Below are 23,284 nucleotides of genomic sequence, written 5' to 3'. Positions count from 1 at the left end.
CACGGAGTTTTACTTCATATATTTTGGTAAACAATTGATTGCATACTGTTCAGGGCTGAAAGCCCGTCATATTTCAGCCCGGGGTACCACCCCGGGTATATATCGAATCATCTGAACCAGAGTGCTGAAAGCACGACACCTGTTCAGTCGTCCAACCATAAATATCTTTCATCATATTCGATCCGGTATTTTTTGAAAAACATCAACAATTCATCCCTAAAACTCATCTTCTTATGATGTTCCTGTTGATTAAGAATATACCGCGATGTCTTCTCATGTACAGACGGGCTTACCGAAAAACCGGCATATCCTTTTTGCCACGCAAACTCCCTGTAATAATCATCCAATGTCTTAAGCCAGCCCGATGAACTTGCTTTTATTTGTTGTACCAAAGTTGCTAATGCTATATTTTTAGACATGACACATAAAATGTGGATATGGTTGTCAGTGCCATTTATTTGAATCGGTATCGAATCATGTTTTTTTAGTATGCCAGCTATATATGAATAAAGTTGGTCAGAATCTTTCGTGCGAATGAGTGTTGTATTTCCTTTGGTGTGAAAAACGATGTGAATATATAGTTTAGATAAAGATTGAGACATATCGACTTATAGTTATATCCAACAGGGCGATTTTTGTTTCGTGCTTTCAGCACTCCGGTTCAGATGATTCGATATATACCCGGGGTGGTACCCCGGGCTGAAATGTAGCGGGCTTTCAGCCCTATGATAAAGCATCGTCCTTTAGTGTTTGCAAACACCAAAGGATAAAGCTAAATATTACAGCCTTCTTTCTTACTCCTTCTCTCCCAGTATCTTTGCCAGCATTGTGCTGCGTTCCTTTTCCAATGCCAAAAGGCGTTCGTATAGCTCTTGTTTCTCTTGAGTTAGCTTTAATATTTCTTCAATAGGATTGTTTGTAATATTACTTTCATTGTTGTTATAAGCTCCGAGATTGCCTACACTTCCTTCCTCAAAAGTATTATTCTCTATAATTACGGTCACGGGGTCTTCCTGCATTTCCTTTAAAACTTTTGTAGAGACATCTAATGCCTTCGCTATCTGTTCCAGAGTTTCGTCGTCTATCTCCCTGCGCTGCTCCAGCCGCGACACCGATGCTTGTCCTACGCCAAGTTTTTCTGCCATCACTTCTTGTTTCATGCCCAGTGCTTTGCGTATTCGCTTCATGGCATGTCCGTGATGGGTGTTGTTTTCTATCGCTTCGTTGTTTTCCATTGTTTAATGCTATTTTGTTGTCTTACGGGATAATTATATCTACAGTTTAACAAATGTAATAAAAATCTTGTTGACGGAATAATTATTCGGGCTTATTGGATATTTATCCTGCGTTGGCTCGTTGCCGAATAGCAATGAAAAGATTTTCTTTGCAATGTTGAACAAGGAGGAGAAGCTCTCGCTGTCATGCATTCTATAGTCAGGGCAGACGAAAATAAACCAAACAAATGCCAAACTTAACAGCCCGGAGGCGCGAGCATCCCTCAAACGCAAAAGAAGAATTTTATAGAAGGATTAATCTTCCCCGTACTATTACTCCGTAAATAAGCTATAGAGAAGGGGGCGAATGGGCTACCGTGAGGGCAGCCCATTTTGTATTTACGCTACTGTACCGGAAGTGTAGTCACGCTATAACCTGCAACCATGCAAAATCAGCTTTGCCGAGGGTCTATGCCCCATTTCATCTTTGTGCGCAGCGTATCGTAGAACGTGTTTTCGCCGCGTTTCAATACCTTGAGGTAATGCCCTGCCTTCGAAATAGTAAGCCTTGTGCCCGTGCGAAATACATTCGAACGCCCGTCGAGCGAAATCAGGAAGCTGTTGTTGCGGCTCTCCACATCGAGGGTGATGACCGATTCGTCGGGCACTACCAGCGGACGGGTGCTCAATGTGTGCGGTGCAACTGCTGCAATCACAAAATTGGCGGCTGTGGGCGTTATCACAGGCCCACCTACGCTCAGCGCATATGCCGTAGACCCCGTAGGGGTAGCTATTATAAGCCCGTCGGCCTCGTACGATGTCAGGTATTCATTGTTTATATTGGCATGCACGGTAATCATCGAAGCCGAATCTTGTTTCAGTATGGCTATTTCGTTCAGCGCATTGTTGTAGCCCGTAAAATCCTTATGTTCGGTAGATAGGTGCAACTGGCTGCGAAGTTCTATCCGGTAATTGCCCGTATATATGTCGGCAAAAGTATCTTCCAGGTCGGCTTCGCCCACATCGGCAAGGAAACCCAGCCGTCCGGCATTGATGCCCAATACGGGGATGTCTTTCTTGCCTACATGCGATGCCGTGCGCAGGAATGTGCCGTCGCCGCCGATGCTGACGGCAAGGTCGGCTTCGAAATCGTCGCTGGTTATCAGTCCTGCCTTTTTGAACTGCATACCGAAAGTCTCTTTCAGGTAGATGCAGAATTTTTCCTGCAAATAGATTTCGGCGCCGTAACGCTCCAATATCTCGAAAAGCTTGTTTACTTGCGACTTTGATTGCCTCCTGCTGCCGAATATTGCTATTTTCATGCTTTCTTTTTCTAGTCAAATATATAAAGTACCGGTAAAACAAATATCTGCCGGAGCTGTTAATAAAATGGAACTAATGTAATCTATTTCACCAATTCGTATTACATTTGTACCTTAGTATCGTTTTGCAAAGTTGCTAAAAAAGTTTGTGTTGACAGTTTTTTTTTACAACAATATCAAGAAGGTACGTTATTAACTGTTTTTCATGACAAAACTAAGTGTAAATATCAATAAGGTAGCCACTATCCGCAATGCCCGGGGAGGCAATGTGCCCAATGTGGTGCAGGTGGCATTGGATTGCGAACGCTTTGGCGCAGACGGCATAACAGTGCATCCGCGTCCCGACGAACGGCATATCCGTTTCAAAGACGTGCACGACCTGAAAGCGAAGATAAAGACCGAGTTTAATATAGAAGGCTATCCCAACCAAAAGTTTGTCGACCTGGTAAAGACCATCCGCCCGACACAGGTTACACTTGTTCCCGACAAGCCCGATGCTATTACTTCCAATGCGGGATGGGATACAATAGAATACCAGCAGCTCTTGTCAGACTTGGTTGACGATTTCCGCGAAGTGGGAGTGCGCACATCCATATTTACAGGTACCGACCTCAAAATAGTGGAATATGCAGCTAAAACAGGAGCCGACCGCATCGAACTTTATACCGAGCCCTATGCTGCCAATTATCCGAAGGATAAAAACACAGCGGTAGCCCCTTTTGTAGAGGCAGCCTTGTTGGCCCAAAAAATAGGATTGGGTATAAATGCCGGGCACGACCTGAGCCTCGAAAATCTCAATTTCCTTTACCGGAACATCCCCTGGCTCGACGAAGTGTCTATCGGGCACGCCCTGATTAGCGATGCCCTCTACCTGGGGCTGGAAAAGACTATAGTGGCTTATAAGGATTGCCTGAAAGATATTTAAGAAAAACAATAATCAGATGGAAGGACAAAAAAATAAGTTGATAAGTATGCTGGGGACCATTGGTTTCCACGCCGCCATCATCTTGTTTCTTTTATTTGCATACCTTACCCCTTCTGCCGAGATACGCAAGGCGGAAGACTGGGGAGGCGTACCCGTAATGTTCGGCAATGTGGCCGATGCCTTTGGCGACAACGAGCCCAACGGACGCGGCGATGGCAATTCCGGCGCAAGCCAGTCGGCTTCGCCCAATGTGGCAGTAGACCCGCTTCCGATGATGGAAAATACTTCGGAGAAACCGAAACCCAATATCGCCAATGCCGGCAAAACCCCTGTAACCCAGGATATGGAAGAAACAGTGGCTATAAAAGAGGCCAAAAAGAAAGCCGAAGAAAAACGCCAGCAGGAAGCAGCCGAACAACGTCGCAAAGCCGAAACGGAGCGTGTAGCCCGTCTCGAAGCCGAGCGCAAAGGGCAGATAAACCAGCAAATGAAAGATCTTTTCGGCAACGGATCGGGCAATGGCAGCCGTGGCGAAACACAAGGGACAGGCACACAAGGCGTATCTACGGGCAATGCCAGTAGTGGTAAGAAAAGCGGCGTAGGCGGCTGGGGCTCGTTCGACCTCGGCGGACGTAGCCTGGGTAGTGGAGGGCTGGCCAAGCCTGCCTATTCGGTAAACGATTACGGTACTGTGGTGGTCGATGTATTGGTCAACCCGAAGGGTGATGTTATAGATGCTTCCATCGGCAGGGGTACAAATACGCCAAATTCGAACCTGAGAAATGAGGCATTAAAAGCCGCCAGGCGGACAAAGTTTAATGAAGTGTCAGCTTTGACTAACCAAAGAGGAACAATTACATATAAGTTTAATCTAAATTAAATTGTGTATGAAGACCATTTACGTTTTCCTGACAACAGGATTTGAAGAAATAGAAGCACTTGGTACGATCGACATATTGCGCCGTGCCGGATTGGATGTAAAATCGGTTTCGCTTACCGGCAACCAGCAAGTGACCAGTAGCCACAGTGTAACAGTAGTTGCCGACATAATGTTCGACAATGTAGATTTTTCTACTGCCGAAATGCTGGTTCTCCCCGGCGGAACGCCTAAGTATAACGAACACGAGGCGATGAAAAAAGAAGTGCTTGCCTTTGCCAACAAAGGCGAAAAGGTAGCCGCTATCTGTGCTTCGCCCATGGTGCTTGGCGGGTTGGGCTTGCTGAAAGGGAAGAATGCAACAGCCTATCCCGGTTTCGAGCAATATCTGGAAGGAGCAACCTTGCAAACAGACAAGGCCGTAGTGATAGACGGCAATATAACCACCGGACGCGGGCCGGGACTCACCATCGACTTTGCCCTGAGCCTTGTAGAACAGCTTTTGGGTAAGGAAAAACGCGACGAGATAGCCGCCGGATTGCTGGTAAAATAAGAAGGAAGAAACAGGAATGATGGGAAGCTCCCCGTCATTCTTCTTTATATATATATTGTAAATACAAAACTTAAAAAATGGAATTTCTTAACGAAGCATGGTTGTTTATCCATGAATTATTGTTTAACACGCAAGATGCCCTTAACCACTTGGTAAACCAGTATGATACATGGGTTTATGCTATTCTCTTCCTTGTCATTTTCTGCGAAACAGGCTTGGTTGTAACCCCGTTTCTTCCGGGCGATTCGTTGTTGTTCCTTGCCGGAACCATAACGGCCAATCAGGGTAACTCCCTTCATATCTATTGGTTGATATTGATACTCATTGTAGCTGCCGTATTGGGCGATGCAATGAATTATACTATCGGGCGTTTCTTTGGCGAAAAGCTGTTCGGCAATCCGCATTCGAAGATATTCAAACAGGAATATTTGCAAAAGACGCATCAGTTTTACGAAAAGCATGGGGGCAAGACCATTATTATAGCCCGTTTTGTGCCTATTGTGCGTACATTCGCCCCGTTTGTAGCAGGAATGGGTAAGATGACATACAAGCACTTCTTCTCGTTCAATGTGATAGGCGGTGTGGCATGGATAGCAATATTCTGTCTTCTTGGCTATTTTGTAGGAGGATTGGAAATTGTGCAAAACAATCTGAAACTGGTTGTAGTAGCTATTATTATCCTGTCGATAATGCCGGGTGTGTACGAAGTATTGAAAGCTAAGATACAAGGAAAGAAAGAGGCTAAAACGGAATAATATCCCTCGATTATAAGATATAGGCAGCCATCTGACATAGTTATGCAGGTGGCTGTTTGTTTTGAGAAGTCAGTTTGATAGAATAAAGTGGCTGAAATCTCGTCGTTTTTCACTACGTTTGTTATACTTAAAAAGGAAAGCAAAACTAAGATATGAGCAGAAGAGAATTTACGATGATAGCCAAAACGATGGCAGGACTGGAAGATGTATTAGCCGAAGAGTTGATTGGGTTGGGAGCCAATAATCTGGAGATCGGGAAACGTATGGTTTCGTTCGAAGGTAACCTTGCCCTGCTTTATAAAGCTAATTTATATTGCCGCACTGCGCTGCGCATACTGCGTCCCGTCTACGAGTTCAGGGCAAAAACCACGGACGAGATATATAAGAAAGTGAAAGGGATGAACTGGTTCGAGCACCTGACCGAAGACAGTACATTTGCCATAGATGCTATCACCTTTTCCGACTATTTTACCCATTCCAAGTTTGTAGCATACAGGGTAAAAGATGCTATTGTAGACTACTTCATGCAAAAGACAAGCAAACGTCCATCGGTAGATACCAAAGACCCCGACCTGCTTATAAACTTCCACATAGCACACGACAAATGCACCCTATCGTTCGACAGTTCGGGCGAGTCGCTACACAAAAGAGGATACAGGGTTGCACAGACCGAAGCACCTCTCAACGAAGTATTAGCTGCGGGGATGATATTGAAAACAGGCTGGCGCGGCGAATCTGACTTCGTAGACCCCATGTGCGGTTCGGGCACGTTGCTTATCGAAGCTGCCATGATAGCGATGAATGTTCCTCCGGGGATATACAGGAAGAGTTTTGCCTTCGAAAAGTGGAAGAACTTCGATGCCGACCTTTTCGACGATATCTATAACGACGACAGCGCCGAGCGCGAATTTAAGCATAGGATCTACGGCTCGGATATTTCTCGCGAAGCCATAGAGATAGCCTCGAAGAATGTGAAAGGTGCAAGCTTCGAAAAACATATCCAGCTTGCTGTAAAGCCATTTGAGGAATACACGCAAGCACCCTCCGACAAAGGAATCCTTGTGACAAATCCTCCGTATGGAGAGCGTATCAAACCGGAAAACCTTTCGGAGCTATACGAGCATATTGGCGAACGGCTCAAGCATGTATTTATGGGATATACAGCATGGATACTCAGCTACAAGAAAGAGTGCTTTGACAAGATAGGACTAAAGCCATCGAAGAAAGTACAACTGGTAAACGGCTCCCTTCCCTGCGAATTCCGCAGATACGATATATTCGCAGGAAAGAGAAAAGACATGAAGTAGGCTGATATAGCCTACTCGTTTATCTTGACCTTGATACCGCTTATCCAATACTTATGCTCATCCATGTAATACAAGTAAGCCGATGAAGCCATAGCCGTATATGTACCCGGTATTTCGGCTTTGAGATCGAGGTTTATCACCTTTTCTTCGCCAGGGCCCAGTTCGCGGTAATAGACTACAAGGTTGTCGTTGATAATCTCATAGAAATCGAAGACTTCTTTCTCTTGCAACTCCTTCAACTGCCAAGGTTGCAGGCTCATGCCGCCGGGGATGCCAATAACAGCGATGCTCATAGGCTTGCCCGTAGACTCATCGGTATTCTTCAACCTGACTGATAGCCTTACAGTCTCATTCACCTTGATATCTGTAGCTTCTATCCGGGTAGTGAGTTGCAATGGACACAATGGCGATGTTGCAGGGAGAGCCGAATACCATGAAATATTGACTGCATAAGGTGCAAGCATATCGCGTTCTTTGAAATCCACCCAAATAGTATTCTTGCCTTGTTTCAATTTGTCGGCAAAGGCAATCGCAGGTTTAATATTTCTGCTTATATAGTCCTTTATAACAATACCTTCCGGCTCATTGTCGTTTACCTTCAAGCTAAAGCTGCCCTTTACAGATCCAGCACCAATGTACATGGCATATTTGCTTAGAGCCTGTAAACAAACACTTGTAGCCTGTGTATTGCCAAAATAGCCGCCACGCTTACCTTTAGCTATATAATCCAGGCACTTTTCTATCAATGCGATATCGAAGGATGTGTTGTCTTTGTACAGAGCTAGTAACCAATAGGCTATAGCCTCCCTGATGCCGGCATCGCCATAGCTATAAACGATGGTCGCCTGTATTTTCAGTTTCGATAGGTCATCCTCCTTGCTTATTATCTCTTTGAAGTCTGCCACCAGCTTTTTATATGAGATAATATCTTTCGACTGATAAGCTGCGTTTGCGAGTAAAGCCATGCGGTATATGTCTTTGCTATCCATAGCCTCTTGCAATGCCGACTGATATTCCAGCCCGATAAGCTCCCCGCTACCAATCTCATTGAGAGCGTAAACGATGTAAGCGTTATTTACATTCCGGGGCGCAGCCGAAAAGCCATATTTACCCCTGTTTTGAGAGAATCCTCCTTTACCATCTTTCCGGCTCAACAAGAAATTCATCGCCCTGTCGACCATCTGTTGATTGACCTTACCGTAAACCTTTTGCAGTTCGTGGAAATGGACAAGCCCGTAGGCAGTGAGCATCTCGTGAGCAGGCGAACCTCCGTACCATTCGAAGCCCCCGGTTTTCTTCACTTCATAATTGGCAAGCTTACTATAGCCATTCTCAAGATACATCATAGCTTTGTTGAGTACGGCTTCGTCCGTTTTCCCTGTGGCTTTAAGCAACTGCAAAGCAAACACATTGGGGAAGGCACTCGATAGTACCTGCTCGAAGCATCCATAAGGCTGTCTGAATATGCTTTCTGCGCCATCAAATAATTGGTTGGTAATCTCAACCTCGGCCACTGCTTCAGCGTAAAGAGTACCTTTTACATAATCGGGCAAGTCAAATTCAACCTTGTCGCTAAATGCCCTGCCGGAAAAACCATATTGATAAGGAAAATTGACTTCCCGTACTGTCAGCATCCTGCCTATCTCATCTTTGTAGCCATCTGCGTTTGCAACTATCCGAATGTTAATGCCTTGTACCGGCTTCTCAACCGACATACCGGCAAACACAGTTTGAGTACTATTGGCAGGCACTTCTATGTTATTATCATAGTTGTGCACGACAACATCCTCCGGCTTATCGGAAGTAACGCTAAGATTGACCTTCATAGGTTTGTCGGTTAGGTTCTTAAGCATTACAGGTATCTTTATAATATCGCCACATCCGGCAAACGGAGGGATTTTGGCATCGATGGAGAATGGCTTTTGCGTAACGATACGCTTGGTTGCTGTAGCCAACAATCCGTGGGATGGGGATATGCCTTCGGCAGTAATCCTGAATGTTGAGGAGTTTTTGTTATTCACAAACTCGATGCTGGCCTTACCTTCAGCATCGGTATGTATGTCCCCGTTCCAGTAGACAGTTGTATTTTCCTGCGATGGGTTGTCTTTATCCTGAGTAAAAACAGGAGCTTTATAGAACTGTCGCCGAAAGACATATGCCGTACTATAATTAGCTTTAGCCGGACTGTATTTCTGCTTGAACTGCTTTCTCTTAGTGGAAATAAGTATAACCCCATTCGAAGCGCGGCTGCCGTAAATGGCACTCCCGTTTACTGACTTCACAACATTTATATTGTCTATATCGCCCGGATTGACCAAGCTTAAAGCATATGCAGCCGATCCTTCGACCGGAATGCCGTTTATAATAACCAATGGTTCGGCTGAGATGAGAGAAGAAGTACCTCTTATATGTATCTGAGAAGACGTAGGCTGGTCGACCGTCTTCTGGCCTATAGATATGCCTGCGACATTACCAGACAAAGCCGTCATCAGGTCATCGGCTACTGAACCTATATTATACCTATCGACATACATTACAGATGTTGTTATCAACTGCCTATTTTGCCTCCCGTATCCTACTACCATTACCTCTTCCAAATTACTTTCGCTGACAGCAAAAGATTCTGTTTTGGTATATGGAAACTCTCTGCCTGCTACCGGCTTCGATTCGCTTACATCCGGAGACTTTTCCGAAAGGTCGAGTACTCCGCCTTCTTCGGTATCGGCTATTTCCTCGTCCGGCCTCTCTATCATTGGAACACCACCTATCAGATAGATTTGGTCAGGCAATTTTGCAGATACACAAATACCTTCCGAGATATCTACATTGTGGAATACAAAATGCCCTTCTTTGGTTGTATTCAGTTTTGCTATCCGCTTTTTACCTCCGAGTTCGATAAGATACACCGAGCCGGATGTCGGTTGCCCGTTTTTATTGAGCATATAACCGTAGATACTACTGAACCTTTCGGCCATGTTATTTATCTCTATCTTGGATGGGGATAGCAAATCGGCCCATTTAAAACGTCTCCACCCATGCGTCAGCAAGAGATAGTCGATAGCCTCGTTTGCCTTAGGCTCGTTGGGGTCGAAGTAGAAAGACGGCTCTTGTATCTCCCCTTTCAGTTCGGACGACAGCAGCATATAGGTCAACAGATTGTCTTGCTTATCATCGGCCATAGTAAGTATTTGCTCATCGACTACCGACAATCCTATATTAGCCGAAAGAGGGTTACCCATATCATCTGTCGTTTTTATCGACAAGCTTACTTTCTCTTTTGGTTCGTAGTGTTCCTTATCCGTTTGCAGTTCTATATTCATCTTCTTGCCTGCATTCAGGAACACAAGGCGTTCGGCAACTTCAATTTTACCATTCAAAAGGGTGAAGACTGCTATACCCATCGGGAAACCGGATGTATTTACTTCTATGCTATTAATGCCCTTTTTGAGGCTCAACCGGTTGGTATAGTGTATCACGCCTTGGGTATGAGCTATAAAGTAAGCATCGTTATTATCCTTAGGGCTATATATCTTCCATGTTGTAATGCCTTTCCTTTTCTCTGACAGTGACAACGTGTAACCATTATCCTTTGCCTGTGGAAGTCTATTCAAATCTTCGTTGCCAGCTGGAGCAGATATGCGGACTGAGTATGTCCTATCCTTCTCCGGCGTAAACGAAAAAGCACCCATGCCCAGATGGAAACTATTGAATGAGGTTATCACCTGTCCTTTGTCGTCCACCAAGTCCCCGCTCACGTCGGCACCTTTACCAAATTCGTTGAGTGCTTCGAATGCCACCTTGTTCTCTACTCCGCTTACCAGGTCGCCCCCTTCGGGGAAAAAGCGGATGCTGACTTTGTTTATCACGATGGGGATCGACCTCGGGATGGATTCTTCCACACCTTTGTCTTTGACCACAATCTGTAATATCCCATCGGCCGTATTCAGGTCTTTAGGGAGAGGGAAACGTATAACAGATTCGCCGCCGCTGGTTTCCCCATTTATTGTTTTATAGTCCTTGCCTGCAATCCGCACGGTTGCTTTTATCTGGCTACCGGTTGTCTTTACATTATTCAGGTCTGTCACTTTCAGGTTGGCAACAACCTCATCGCCTGCGCCATAGGCTCTTTTCTCGAAATCGAGTTTAAGCAACAGGCGCGGAGTTATGACCTTCTGTACTGTAATGTCTTTACTAAAGAAATAATCCTGTCCCCAGTTTTTCAGCCACGTAGTGTACCCCACAATCTTGTAAATACCGCCGGCCATCTTATCCGAGAGGGTAAACACCCCATTGAATGTGCCCAACATTACATTTTGTTCGTGGCGTTCTACTACATTACCCCACGGGTCTTGCAGCTCTACATATATGATATCGCTCGCCTGCGAAGGCTTATTATCTGTACCATTACTAAGGAACCCTTTATACCAGATACTTTCCAAAGGCTTGTAGTATGTCTTGTCTGTCTGGAGGTAAACTTTCTCCGATGGATAATCTGCATTATAATCTCTCAATGCATTTTTCAGCGTTTGTATTATATCGCCATTTGCAGCTCCTACAAGCACCAAAGCCAGAAGGCAGATACCGATGTATATTTTCTTCTTCATAATATTAAAATCCTAAGGTTACAGAAAGTGAATAACTACGCATAGAAGGTGTATTGAATAAGTCTAAACCATTTGCCAGAGAATAACCAAACATATAAGAATTAGGGTCTACTCCTTTATAAGAGGTTATAAGGAAAAGGTTCTTTGCACTCACGCCCACATCTAAACGGTTGAGGATACGGCTTCGCCTTACATTAAAAGAATACAATAGTGTAATATCGGAGAAACGCAGGTAGCTGGCTTTCTCTATATACTCTTCGCCAACTCCTGCCATGCCATACCGCACCCATCTGTTATCCCAGATAGGTTCGTCAGGATTGTAAAAATCGACAGGGACAGTATTGGCCGCACCACTTTCGTTGACACCATCGAATATATAACCTTTGATATTACGGTTGTCGCCAGAGTTTTTAGATACACCCAGACAATCCATAAAAGCCTTTGTCCCATTCCACCTGTCGCCTCCATGTTGGTACTCGAACAACATGCGAAGTGTAAAACCCTTATACGACACAGATGGGTTCAAGGTCATAACAAAGTCGGGAGTAGGGTCGCCGATTTTGGTCAATTTATAATTTACCAGAGGAAAACCATCAGCCCCGACAACCACTTGCCCGGCATCGTTACGCTGATACGATGTTCCGTAAATAGCACCTAACGGTTCGCCCTCGGCGAAAACGGTGGCGATGTCGGAAAAGCCTGCAAGCCTGACGAATGGCTGGTCGTGGTATAATGCCGTAGCTTTATTTTTAGTCTGGCTGAATGTATATTTAATCCCCATATTCCAATTACGGGAGTCGAAACGGGTCTTATAGCTCAAATCGAGAAAATAGCCATAGCTGCGCAGCCGCCCAATGTTTTGCATTACAGGGTTCCAGTCTTGAACAACCGGAGAAACCAGGTTGTACGTATGATAATTGAATCCGCTTATTTCGGCAGAAACATTCCCTCCATTGCTTACATACCTTAAACCCAGTTCCGATTTCAGGTAGGTTTCGGGTTTCAATGATTCGTTATATATTGGCAGTTGGTATTCATAGTAGTGGCGAAAAGACGCAGCATTCAATGTTGTAGACAATACAGACGGGCTACGGTTTATCAGCGAGACTTCGCCTATGCTCCGTTTGATATTGCCATAAAGAGACAGGTTGTTGTAATTCCAATCGAATAAGTCCTCGAACACCCTTTCAAGTTTAACATTGGCTCCAAATTCGGGAAACAGATTAGCATAATCTTTACTGCTTGCAGTATTTGAAAAGTAGTGTGTATTAGCAGCTTCAAAAGAAGCATTATCCCACCTGAACTTTACTCCATACTTTATGTCGTGCGAGTTGCGTATCAGCTTCTCGTTTTGTGCCCCCGGATACATTCCCTGATCCAATGGATTCCTTTTCGACAACAACTTGTCGGAAGTATGCTTAAATGAATATCTGGCAAGAATATCTATCTTTGGATCATACCTTTTTATTGTCCATAGGAGATCCGAATTAGCGGCAATATTTGTTATCTGGTCTTTTCGGTCAAAAGTACGGTACAATTCGGCCTGAGACAGCATTCCATTAGTATAATTATTCCATGTCTTTTCGAGATTAACCGTATTCAGCCATTCTACAGACTTATAGTTATATTGAGCCTTGAGAAAAGAAAGCAGGTATTCGCTCTTCTTCCTGTCGGGCAATTCATTGACCAAAGCATAAGGATTTTCAACAAACGAAGGGTTGTATGAATGGTAAGAGCCATCTGGCTTTATCCACACATTTCCTTTGCCAGAAGATTGGCCATTCAAATTATCGAAAGTAGGTGGAGTTGTATATATTGCGTACATCAGCGTCGCCATATTAGCAGCATGCTGGGCGTGTTTTCCATATACATTATTATAGCGTACCCCGACTTCACTCTTTACTCTGCCAAACGTAATATCGCCCATCGCCAACGACAGGTTATAGTTGTCGTTGTAAGCCTCCGGAATAGGCGAATTGTTGCGTCTTTGCCCAACCTCAACAGAAGTGAATCCTCTTTTAAATCCGGGGAACTTTATATTGAGCGCGTTGCTGAAAGAAAGCCCTGTATCGAAGAAATCTTTAGGAGAATATATCACAGGTGTTTCACCATTGCTTTGGAGGGAAGATAGAGAAAGCCCCCAACTAAAGATCTCGTCAGATTTGTTCCATAGCCCGCCCTGTCCTTGGGCATAATCCGTTTGCCATTGAGGCAACCGCCCGACTGTAGATACATCCAGCGATGTTGTATAAAGAATATCATAGCCTGAGGTATAGAATCTGCCCTTCGCTTCCTTTATAGAATATCCTTTGCCCGAAGGCTTTATTTCTTCTATTCTCGACAAGGATGCGGAATGATAACTACTTGGCATGTCATCTTTCATATAAAAGACTCCCTCTCCATCTTTTTCATTCCTTAGCTTATATGATAAGACGGTTGGCTCCTTAACAATGGAATTGGTCTCTCCCCCGCTCCGTCTGATATCAAAGTGGGCATCGTAAAAGATGATGCTCCAGACTTCGCTTTTGTCCACTTCTACCTCTGCGGTATTGTAGCCGATAAAAGACACAACGACGGTCTGCTTTCCCGATGGAAGGCTTAATGTGAAGTTTCCGTCTACATCGCTGATGGTTCCGTTGGTCGAGTTCTTATCCCTGACGTTTATTCCCGGCAGAGGGAAACCGTCATCATACAATATGTTTCCCGATATAATTATCCGGTCTGTCTGGGAATAGCCTGACTGGGATAATATTAGAGCGAGCATGATAAGGCAGAATGTTTTTCTCATAGTTATTATTTTGTCCGGTTTATACATAGCTAGTGGCATACTAACATCTATATAGACATACGCTAAAGGCATATTCCCTAAACGCCAGGCAAAAAAAGTGCAAAAAAAGAACCTGCACCCTTTGCGAGCGCAGGTTCTCGTCTTATAATCAAGATATTAATATCCTCTGATAGCCTTGATTCCAGGAAGTACTTTTCCTTCGATGAACTCAAGCAATGCACCACCACCAGTAGACACATAAGATACTTGGTCGGCAAGGTTGAACTTGTTGACAGCGGCAACAGAATCGCCACCACCTACTAGCGAGAACGCTCCGGCTTTGGTAGCAGCAGCAACAGCCTCAGCAGTTACTTTTGTTCCCTGAGCGAAGTTGTCGAACTCAAATACACCTACTGGGCCATTCCATAGGATTGTTTTAGATGCCATAAGTACATCTGCAATCTCTTTTTCACCCTTAGGACCTATATCCAATCCCATCCATCCGTCAGGAATCTGGTCTGCATCAACGTATTGTGTATTGGCATCGTTAGCAAATTTGTCGGCTATCTTAGCATCGCTTGCAATAACAAGTGCTACACCGTTTGCCTTAGCTTTTGCTACCAGTTCGTTAGCAAGGTCTAGCTTATCGTCTTCTACAAGGGAGTTACCGATTTTGCCACCGGCAGCCTTTACAAAAGTGAATGCCATACCTCCGCCGATAATAAGGTTGTCTACCTTATCCAACAGGTTTTCGATGATATCTATTTTCGAAGATACTTTTGCACCGCCGATAATAGCAGTAAACGGACGGGCGGTATCTTTCAATACTTTTTCTACAGCGTCTATTTCTTTTTGCATCAGGTAACCGAACATCTTATGTTCTGCATCGAAATAGTCGGCAATCAAAGCAGTAGAGGCATGTGCGCGGTGGGCAGTACCAAATGCATCGTTTACATATACATCAGCATAAGAAGCAAGTGTTTTTGTAAATTCTTTCTGGCTTTCTTTTACAGCTTTCTTGGCAGCAGCTTTTTCTTCTTCGCTGGCATCGTCGGCCAAACCGCGAGGCTTGCCTTCTTCTTCGGCATAGAAGCGAAGGTTTTCGAGCAACAGGGCTTCTCCCGGTTGCAAAGCAGCAGCTTTCACTCCGGCTTCTTCTCCTACGCAGTCGTTTGCGAATTGCACATCTACGCCAAGTAGCTTAGAAACATGTGCAAGGATATGTTTTAATGAATATTTTTCTTCAACTCCTTTCGGACGTCCGAGGTGAGAAGCGATAATGGGGCTGCCACCGTCGGCTATAATTTTTTTCAAAGTCGGCATTGCTGCACGGATACGCGTATCGTCTGTAATGTTGAAACTGGCATCGAGCGGTACGTTGAAGTCAACCCTTACGAATACCTTCTTTCCCGAAAAGTTGAATTTGTCAATTGTAATCATAATCCTTTTTTTGAATTTAATATATTTAAATACGTTTGATTTCCAAGATATTGTTTACTTTTTCCCTTATAAGTAAAGACGCTGCAAAGATATAAATTTATAAGTAAGATTTTTTACTAAAAACTGTAAAATATAAGGATTAGGAAAGAAGAAATATCTTATACAAGCTGTTTGTTATCCCGACTTCGCAAAATATATTATATTTGCAATTATTAGTATTACCCTCAACCGTCTATCCTTTTTACTATAGATAAAATGGCTTTGAAAAGATTACAATTATTTACCACTATTTGCATACTTTTTTTCTACAGTTGCAACTTCATAGGCAATAATCCTCAGGCGAAAGAAATGGTTCTTAACCAGAAAAAGACAATAGAAACCGAGCTTACCACCCTAAAAGATGAAGGAGCAATATCCGACGCGGAATACAAATTGGTACTCGCCCGCTTGCTTGCCGACTGCGACACCTACCTTTCGTCCGACAAGCTAAGCTGCGAACAGATTAGTACGATGGCAGACAATCTGGTGAAAGAGTTTAAAGACATAAGGTGCAGCGAAGGCCTGTTCTCTATCATAAACTCTACCTATCATACTATCACGGCATCCAATCAGGTACAAAACTTATTCAACATAGGCGAATACTGCAACCCTACACCAACAATATATGCATGGTTTGAGGCGAGTCAACCAATGGAAGACAAATTCCTCTCGGTGCGCCGAAGCGTAAAAAGCATGGTCGACCTTGCTGCCGACAATAAGAATGTAAGGCTGCGACAGATGGATTCTATTGCCGACTATGTAAACACGGTTATCAATGGCATAGAAAGTAATGTGAGCGACAGCCTGCTTATAAAGAAATCGCTAGCTGCTAGCATGGAACTGTACAATGCCAAAGGACTCGACAATATCGTAATAGAAAGCCTCTGCGACATCTTTCGGCAACTTAGCCGGATAGGAAAGATAGACATGGACAGCGAGATACTTGCTTTCTGCAACAATAACCTACACGAACCCGAACCCCTTACATACGAACAACTGGTAGCGATGGTAGGCAAACGCCTCGACTGGATGCTGGAAGAAAGGCTGATAGGCAAAAGCGACCACAACCTGATGAAGGCAACCATGTTGGACGACATCAATACTTTCCTAAAGGGTTCGCAAACGAAAGAACAACTGACCGAAAGAGCCAAGCAAAGCCTTGATAGGCTAAAGAAGATAGAGCTGGAAACAGAAGACCGCGAGTTTGTTGCCGAAACATATTACGATATAGCGCAACGCTGCGATGTGGATATTGCCCAAATGCTCAACAAGTGGCTCTATGGTTTTTAGCCTTTAACGCTCAGTATGGAATGCTACGGGAATAACATAGCGCATCTTCACGTTCACTCCATTCTGCTTAGCAGGTGTCCAATCGGGCATAAGGGAGATTACACGCAAGGCTTCTTTATCGGCTCCGGGTGTTATACTTCTTATAACTTCGGGAGCTACAAGTTTACCTTCCTCTGTAACGATAAAACGTACAACAACCCTGCCTTGAAAACAACCCCCATCATCCGGCCATCTCAGGTTTTGATGTATAAAGCTTTTCATGGAATCTACTCCTCCGGGAAAAGAAGCATATACATCAGGCGCAACAAACACCTTTTCTCTATCTACCATCTTGTAGGGTAGTTTGAATATAATGGGTAAAGTAAACCATACATCTACCTTTGCATCACCACGCATACTTCCCGGATTCCATTTGGGCATAGCCCTTACTATCTGCAAAGCCAAACTATCGCATTCGGGATGAATCCCCCTTATTAATGCGATTTTATCCAGATTGCCTGTTTTCTTTACCAGAAACCGGACGGTTACACGGCCTTCTATACCATCGTTCAATGCAGACTGAGGGTAAATCAGCCTTTCGTTAATAAACTCAGACATGGCTGTTTGTCCTCCCGGAAAACTGGGAGCAACCTCGTGATCGATGAAAACAAACGGTTCTTCTTGCGAAAACAAAGGAATGCTTAATGGCAAAAGTGCAAAAAACAGGAATAGTTTTTTCATAGTTATAACCTTTATTCATATAGAGGATTAATTACCAGATAATCCATAATGCAAAAGAAACATTTACCGGGTTTTTATTATTTTTTCTTTTTTTATCAAGACAATACTACTAAAGCAATCATCCACTGTATAGATAAAGCTATTTCAAAAAAATAGAAAATGTCCCAAAAATAATCATTTGCTTCATTTATTAGCCATCGGTCACATACTTTTGTCTGCTCCCTTCTGTCTAAAAATGAGTGGCTTCGCATCTAATCATTTTTTTGAACACTTCTCTACAAAAACACAAAGAAGGTGTCCTTTTTTACTTTCAGGACACCTTCTACATATATTATTTGCAACTAGCAGCTACTTCTTCTTTTTAGAAGAAAAAATCGACTTTACTTTTTTTATTGCATATCCCCACAACATCGGTTGCACAATATCCCAAACTACTGGGGCAAAAGAAGACAACCCACTGAAAATACCGGGTGCTATATTGGACATAATACCAGACGATGAAACACGTTTCTCTTGTCCCGACGATGATGCCCGCCCGCCACGTTTACCGAATATACCGCCAAGCAAGCCGTTAAATATGAGCGAACCTGCATTATCTGTCAAATAGTCCCAATGTTCGGCCAAACGGTCTTCCGACTCCTCGCATTGCCTTTTCACAATCTCTTTCTCAAGACGCAATTCGTCTAAAGGTGATGTCTGATTATTCTTCATTGGCTTCTACTTTTCTGATAAAAATGATTGTATGGTTCAGTATCGAACGCTTTATTGTCCGGCGAAGCAGATAAACAACGAATAATGCAACAAGAGACAACAACGCCATGATACCGAAACCGGCTGCAAGGCTGCCTAGTAATTCTCCAAGGAAGAAAGCCATGCCAAGGAATATGAAAAACAGGATGATGGCTACAATAAGAAATACAATCAACCCGTACCCGATCTTCGAAGCCGAAATACTAAGCTTCTCGTAACTGGTAAGCTGAAACAGGCGCAGCCTGCTGTTGACATACCCTTTCAACTCCTGCTTGAGTTCTTCAAACAAGGAACGGAAATTATCGTCTCTTTCTTCGTGATTATTCAGCATCTTCTTCTAAATCAATAATCTCTTTTTTCTTGTGAGCAGCAGCTTTTACATTTGTTTTCACCTTGTCCACAAGGCAGTTTATATCATTCAACCATTCTTCTTTCTTGTCCGATGCTGCAATATATCCAACTGCAGCGCCCAACGCAGCGCCAATGGCCAGAAACAATAGATTAGAACCTGTCTTACCCATAATTTATTTTCTCGTTTAGTTATTTATTCAATATCCTACCCTTCAAAAAAAAAGGAACACCTAAGATAGTCACTTTTTGAAAATATAGGATAAACCTTAAGTAAAAAATAACTTTCTGCAACGGGGAGAAAAACAAATCATTCGATTTCTTCTATATCTTTATAACAAGTATCTATCGGTTTTGTTAACTACCTGTTGCAAAAAATCATGTCAAATATCTCTCAAACCGGCTCCCCGAACAATGTAGCCGAGGTATTGCCTGTTATTTTAACTTTTACAAAATCGCCAATACGATAATTCTGCTTATCGAATATCACCACCTTGTTTTGTGAGGTGCGTCCAAACAGTTGCTCTTTCGAACGTTTAGAGAACCCTTCTACCAATACCTCAAAAACCTTGCCAACATCGCGTTTGTTGCTTTCCATCGAGCATTCGTTCTGGAACTCGATAATATCCTGCAAACGCTTCACTTTCACGTCATCCGGTATGTCATCCTCCAATTTCTTGGCAGCGTATGTACCCGGACGTTCCGAATACTTGAACATGAAAGCCGAATCGAAGCACACCTCCTTCATCAGCGACAGGGTTTCCTCCTGGTCTTCTTCCGTTTCGGAATGATAGCCGCACATGATGTCGGTAGACAATCCGCAACCGGGAATTATACGTTTGATGGCAGCAATGCGGTCGAGATACCACTCGCGGTCGTACTTGCGGTTCATCAACTTCAGCATACGCGAACTGCCCGACTGTACAGGCAGGTGGATAAACTTGCAAAGGTTGTCGTACCGGGCTATCATCTCCAGAGTTTCGTCTGTCATATCTTTAGGGTGCGAGGTGGTGAAACGCACGCGCATATTTGGTGCTTCCTGAGCCACTATTTCCAGCAGGCGCGGAAAGTCGGTAACAGAACCGTCTTCGTTCTCGAAACGGTACGAGTTCACATTCTGTCCCAGCAGGGTTACTTCCTTAAAGCCCTTGTCGCGCAGGTCGGCCACTTCGTTCAGTATGCTCTGAGGCTCGCGGCTCCGCTCCCGTCCGCGTGTATAAGGCACAATGCAGTAGGTGCAGAACTTGTCGCAGCCGCGCATTATGGATACAAAGCCTGAGATATGGTTACCGCCTATTTTCAAGGGGATGACATCTTTGTATGTCTCTGTTTTCGAAAGCTCTACATTAATGGCCTTCTCTCCTTTTTCGGCAGCTCCCACCAGGTTGGGCAGGTCGAGGTAGGCATCGGGGCCTACTACTACATCGGCATGGTGCTTGTCGAGCAATTCTTCTTTGACCCTCTCGGCCATACATCCCAGTACGCCGATAATCATACCGGGCTTTTTCTTCTTACGGATAGCACTGAAATACTCCAACCGCTGTATCACACGCTGTTCGGCATTGTCGCGTATCGAGCATGTATTTACAAATACGGCGTCGGCATCTTCCAGTTTGTCTGTCATTGTGTAACCATCCATCTGCATCACCGATGCAACCACCTCGCTGTCTGCCACATTCATCTGGCAGCCGTAGGTTTCGATGAACAGTTTCTTGTCCTTCGGTTCAGTCGTGGATTTAAAGTCCAGTCCTTGTTCGTTACTCATAGAAATCTGTTTTTATGTAATCAAAATATTAAACGGCTAATCACTAACCATATCAGCGGGCAAAAATACAAAGAATTTACGAGTTAGCTGCTTATGCAATGAGTTTTAAGCTTTCTTCAAAAATTATGTGATGAGCAAAAAGTAACAAAAGCCCCACGTTTTTTATATTTTTCATTGCGTTACTTTTATTGTCCCCGTTCGCTCCGGCTGCATACCCGGCGATACGGGAGCATTCTTGTTACAGCCTTTTCCGGCAGGCAAATTTCTTTCTGCTATTTCATTCCGCCTTTCCCAAAGCTCTTCCAGGTCTTGCTTTGTTTCGCGGTCGATAACATTTACGACAAAAGGGTTCTCTCTCGGCTTTTCTTCCGCCACTTCATTCTTTTCGGCACGCTCTATCACCATTTTTATAGCACGGTTGTCGGGCGCAACTTCCTTTTTCTTTACTATCTTCTTCTTTAAGATCATTTCCGTGGGATTGCTCTTGCTCGGCTCATATATCAGTTTTTCTTCCACAAGGGTATATCCTTCCAGTTTCTTTTTCAGCGACATACGGGCTGTCAGCAACAGCATTTCGTCGCGGTTGCGCATTGCTTCGTCTATAGCTTCGCCAAATTCGGGTTTGGTAGTTCTCCACTGATAGAGGGTTTTGCGGTTGATGCCCACCGCTTTGCATATTTCCGACAGGGTGTACATATCTTCTTCTATCAATTGTACTATACGTTCGGTTATTGCTTCTGAATACTTTGCCATAACATTTCCTTTTTTTATGATTTATACTTTTATTGTATAGATAAAATTGTTGGGAAATGATTGGCGTTAAAAGATTTTTTTTGAAAGAAGAGAAGCATCTTTCTCCCTCTTTTCTCTTTACAGCTTCGGTCTTTATACCTACAGCCGTATCTTTTTCGACTTCCCTTTCGACTCGTTATGAAACCCATCTACTGCCGTTACCACATATTTGTATTCGTTGCGTGCACCTTCGTATGGCAATATGTATTTCGTTTGGCGCGTAGTAGCAACTATATAGCGTGCATCGTCAATATCTTCTTTCACCCCTTTCGGAAAGCGGTAGACTACATAGTATTGTGCTGTCTCAGGATCATATTTTTCAGATTTGCTTTCCCATGTAAGCATATGGGTGGTAGGCGTATATTCTTCGCGAAGGTTTTTTACCTTTTTGGGGCCTTTTTTGTGCATATGTGTATATGCAGGGATAAGGGCAGGGTATTTATGGTAATTGCCTTTCAGCTGTGTTGCTATATTTTTATAGTTATCCAAAAGCTCATAAGCCGGCCAGAAGCAATTGCCATGAATAAGATTAGGATTGCGCGACAACTGCATTTTCTCGTTAAGCTGGCTGCCTGTTTTTCCGTCCATTGTGCGTTTCACATCCTGACCGATGTATAAGTGGCCGTCGAAATTATTTTCCGACCACCATTTTACCAGAGTCTTGTAATCGGCACTGCTGTGTCCTATTTCCCAATATACCTGCGGCATATTATAATCTATCCATCCGTTTTTCACCCACAGTTTTATATCGGCATACAGGTCGTCATAGTTTTGCAGGCCATTGGTATTGCTGCCCGATCCGTCGGGAGTGTTTTTCTTGTTGCGGTATATACCAAACGGGCTGATGCCTAACCTTACCCAAGGTTTTGTAATTTCGAGCGTGTGCTTAATCTCGCGTATAAGCTGGTTGACATTGTTGCGCCGCCAGTCGTTTTTCTGATTAGCCGAAAATCCCTGCCTACGCGCATATGTGTTGAAGCTGTTGTTGTCGGGAAAAGCCTCTCCGGCAATAGGATAAGGATAGAAATAATCGTCCATATGTATGGCATCTACATCGTAGCGGAGTACTATGTCCCTCACTATCTTGCATATATAAGACGCGTTGTCGGGTATTCCCGGATCGAAGTATATCTTGCCTCCATAGGTCACAAAACGTTCGGGATGCTTGTAATAGATATGGTTCGAAGCCAGCCTCTCACCTTCCTTGCTCGATACCCTGTAGGGGTTGAGCCAGGCGTGAAGCTCCATGTTGCGTTTGTGGCATTCGCTTACCAGAAACGCCAGCGGATCGAAGTTGCCTTCGGGTGCTACTCCCTGCACACCTGTCAGCAGTGCACTCCACGGTTCGTACTTCGATTTGTAGAAGGCATCGGCAAAGGGGCGTGCCTGAAATATAACAGCATTGATGCCCATTGCCTGCAACTGGTCTAACGATTTGGTAAAATAGGCTTTCATCTGCGCCACCGTCATCGATTGGTATCTCGACTGCCACGCAGTACTCAGCCATGCCCCCCTGAATTCTCTTTTGGGGTATCTGGTATCTTTATATGCCGAACCTTGTCGCGAAGAACCGCAGGCGGATAGCAATACTATAATGGAAATAAACAGAACCGAACGGAGTGTATTTTTTATATTCATATCTGTAACATAATTTAATAAAGGTAGTGCAAAAATAGTAATAATTGGCTAAAAGCTTTTTCTTAAATGATTTACTTTTGTTTTTATTCTTGTAATGTATGATAAAATAGTTACAAGTTACTGCGCCCTGTGGGCAGTTACGGGTTACAAGTAGTTGCAATAGCTCTTGTCTCGTTTA

The 23,284-nt window shown here is 43.9% G+C and carries 18 protein-coding genes and 1 pseudogene; 6 read left to right on the top strand and 13 right to left on the bottom strand.

The genetic code is table 11. The features are described from left to right. Nucleotides 1–143 precede the first annotated feature (143 nt). The 3 genes from D0T57_RS01580 to D0T57_RS01570 all read right to left on the bottom strand — a co-directional run bounded on the left by D0T57_RS01580 (nt 144) and on the right by D0T57_RS01570 (nt 2,536). The gene (locus D0T57_RS01580) at nt 144–602 is read right to left on the bottom strand and encodes a transposase (protein WP_163270173.1); all 459 of its coding nucleotides are present in this window, start codon (nt 600–602) and stop codon (nt 144–146) included. A gap of 192 nt (nt 603–794) precedes the next feature. After that, complete coding sequence (locus tag D0T57_RS01575; RefSeq protein ID WP_163270171.1) at nt 795–1,235, bottom strand: helix-turn-helix domain-containing protein; 441 nt, start codon at nt 1,233–1,235, stop codon at nt 795–797. Nucleotides 1,236–1,666: 431 nt separating this feature from the next. Next, on the bottom strand, nt 1,667–2,536 hold the full coding sequence (locus D0T57_RS01570) for an NAD kinase (protein WP_163270169.1): 870 nt from the start codon (nt 2,534–2,536) through the stop codon (nt 1,667–1,669). A 205-nt stretch (nt 2,537–2,741) separates the two neighbouring features. Here D0T57_RS01570 and D0T57_RS01565 point away from each other — a divergent pair, with 205 nt between their 5' ends. The 5 genes and pseudogenes from D0T57_RS01565 to D0T57_RS01545 all read left to right on the top strand — a co-directional run. Continuing rightward, nucleotides 2,742–3,461, top strand: coding sequence for a pyridoxine 5'-phosphate synthase (locus tag D0T57_RS01565; RefSeq protein WP_163270167.1), 720 nt, complete (start codon nt 2,742–2,744; stop codon nt 3,459–3,461). A 16-nt stretch (nt 3,462–3,477) separates the two neighbouring features. Continuing rightward, nucleotides 3,478–4,341 (top strand): energy transducer TonB, encoded by an 864-nt coding sequence (locus D0T57_RS01560; RefSeq protein ID WP_163270164.1) that lies wholly within the window; start codon nt 3,478–3,480, stop codon nt 4,339–4,341. A 7-nt stretch (nt 4,342–4,348) separates the two neighbouring features. Further along, the gene (locus D0T57_RS01555; RefSeq protein WP_163270162.1) at nt 4,349–4,891 is read left to right on the top strand and encodes a DJ-1 family glyoxalase III; all 543 of its coding nucleotides are present in this window, start codon (nt 4,349–4,351) and stop codon (nt 4,889–4,891) included. 77 nt (nt 4,892–4,968) lie between these two features. Beyond that, the gene (locus D0T57_RS01550) at nt 4,969–5,646 is read left to right on the top strand and encodes a DedA family protein (RefSeq protein ID WP_163270161.1); all 678 of its coding nucleotides are present in this window, start codon (nt 4,969–4,971) and stop codon (nt 5,644–5,646) included. 173 nt (nt 5,647–5,819) lie between these two features. Next, nucleotides 5,820–6,926: pseudogene (locus D0T57_RS01545) on the top strand (class I SAM-dependent RNA methyltransferase); the annotation flags it as partial. A 38-nt stretch (nt 6,927–6,964) separates the two neighbouring features. On the opposite strand, the gene D0T57_RS01540 reads toward D0T57_RS01545, so the two are convergent. From D0T57_RS01540 to pgk, 3 genes are all read right to left on the bottom strand, one after another. Further along, nucleotides 6,965–11,557, bottom strand: coding sequence for an alpha-2-macroglobulin family protein (locus D0T57_RS01540; RefSeq protein ID WP_163270159.1), 4,593 nt, complete (start codon nt 11,555–11,557; stop codon nt 6,965–6,967). Nucleotides 11,558–11,561: 4 nt separating this feature from the next. Beyond that, nucleotides 11,562–14,345, bottom strand: a complete 2,784-nt coding sequence (locus tag D0T57_RS01535) for a carboxypeptidase-like regulatory domain-containing protein (protein WP_163270158.1) — start codon at nt 14,343–14,345, stop codon at nt 11,562–11,564. Between the two features lie 156 nt (nt 14,346–14,501). Beyond that, nucleotides 14,502–15,764 carry a phosphoglycerate kinase gene (gene pgk, locus D0T57_RS01530; RefSeq protein ID WP_163270157.1) on the bottom strand — a complete coding sequence of 421 codons (1,263 nt, stop codon included), beginning with the start codon at nt 15,762–15,764 and terminating at the stop codon, nt 14,502–14,504. 261 nt (nt 15,765–16,025) lie between these two features. Between pgk and D0T57_RS01525 the strand changes: the two genes are divergently transcribed. Further along, the gene (locus D0T57_RS01525) at nt 16,026–17,093 is read left to right on the top strand and encodes a DUF4844 domain-containing protein (protein WP_163270156.1); all 1,068 of its coding nucleotides are present in this window, start codon (nt 16,026–16,028) and stop codon (nt 17,091–17,093) included. 3 nt (nt 17,094–17,096) lie between these two features. Here D0T57_RS01525 and D0T57_RS01520 read toward each other — a convergent pair whose 3' ends face one another. The 7 genes from D0T57_RS01520 to D0T57_RS01490 form a co-directional block, all read right to left on the bottom strand. After that, nucleotides 17,097–17,813 (bottom strand): energy transducer TonB, encoded by a 717-nt coding sequence (locus D0T57_RS01520; protein ID WP_163270155.1) that lies wholly within the window; start codon nt 17,811–17,813, stop codon nt 17,097–17,099. Between the two features lie 348 nt (nt 17,814–18,161). Beyond that, nucleotides 18,162–18,524 carry a hypothetical protein gene (locus D0T57_RS01515; protein WP_163270154.1) on the bottom strand — a complete coding sequence of 121 codons (363 nt, stop codon included), beginning with the start codon at nt 18,522–18,524 and terminating at the stop codon, nt 18,162–18,164. After that, a complete protein-coding gene (locus tag D0T57_RS01510; protein ID WP_163270153.1) occupies nt 18,514–18,894 on the bottom strand; it encodes a SoxR reducing system RseC family protein in 381 nt (126 codons plus the stop codon). The genes D0T57_RS01515 and D0T57_RS01510 overlap by 11 nt, the downstream gene beginning before the upstream one ends. Then, entirely contained in the window at nt 18,884–19,084 is a 201-nt protein-coding gene (locus D0T57_RS01505; protein WP_163270152.1) for a YtxH domain-containing protein, read from the bottom strand. Before D0T57_RS01505 ends, D0T57_RS01510 begins: the two co-directional genes overlap by 11 nt. Before the next feature lie 221 nt (nt 19,085–19,305). Further along, a complete protein-coding gene (gene miaB / locus D0T57_RS01500) occupies nt 19,306–20,676 on the bottom strand; it encodes a tRNA (N6-isopentenyl adenosine(37)-C2)-methylthiotransferase MiaB (protein WP_163270151.1) in 1,371 nt (456 codons plus the stop codon). 171 nt (nt 20,677–20,847) lie between these two features. After that, nucleotides 20,848–21,429, bottom strand: coding sequence for a phBC6A51 family helix-turn-helix protein (locus D0T57_RS01495; RefSeq protein WP_163270150.1), 582 nt, complete (start codon nt 21,427–21,429; stop codon nt 20,848–20,850). A gap of 138 nt (nt 21,430–21,567) precedes the next feature. Next, on the bottom strand, nt 21,568–23,106 hold the full coding sequence (locus D0T57_RS01490; protein ID WP_163270149.1) for a glycoside hydrolase family 10 protein: 1,539 nt from the start codon (nt 23,104–23,106) through the stop codon (nt 21,568–21,570). Nucleotides 23,107–23,284: the final 178 nt, after the last annotated feature.

It is taken from the genome of Dysgonomonas sp. 511, assembly GCF_010501105.1.
Classification (GTDB): Bacteria; Bacteroidota; Bacteroidia; order Bacteroidales; family Dysgonomonadaceae; genus Dysgonomonas.
The sequence above is the reverse complement of the archived record's forward strand: the minus strand, read 5'-3'. Positions and strand labels throughout refer to the sequence as shown.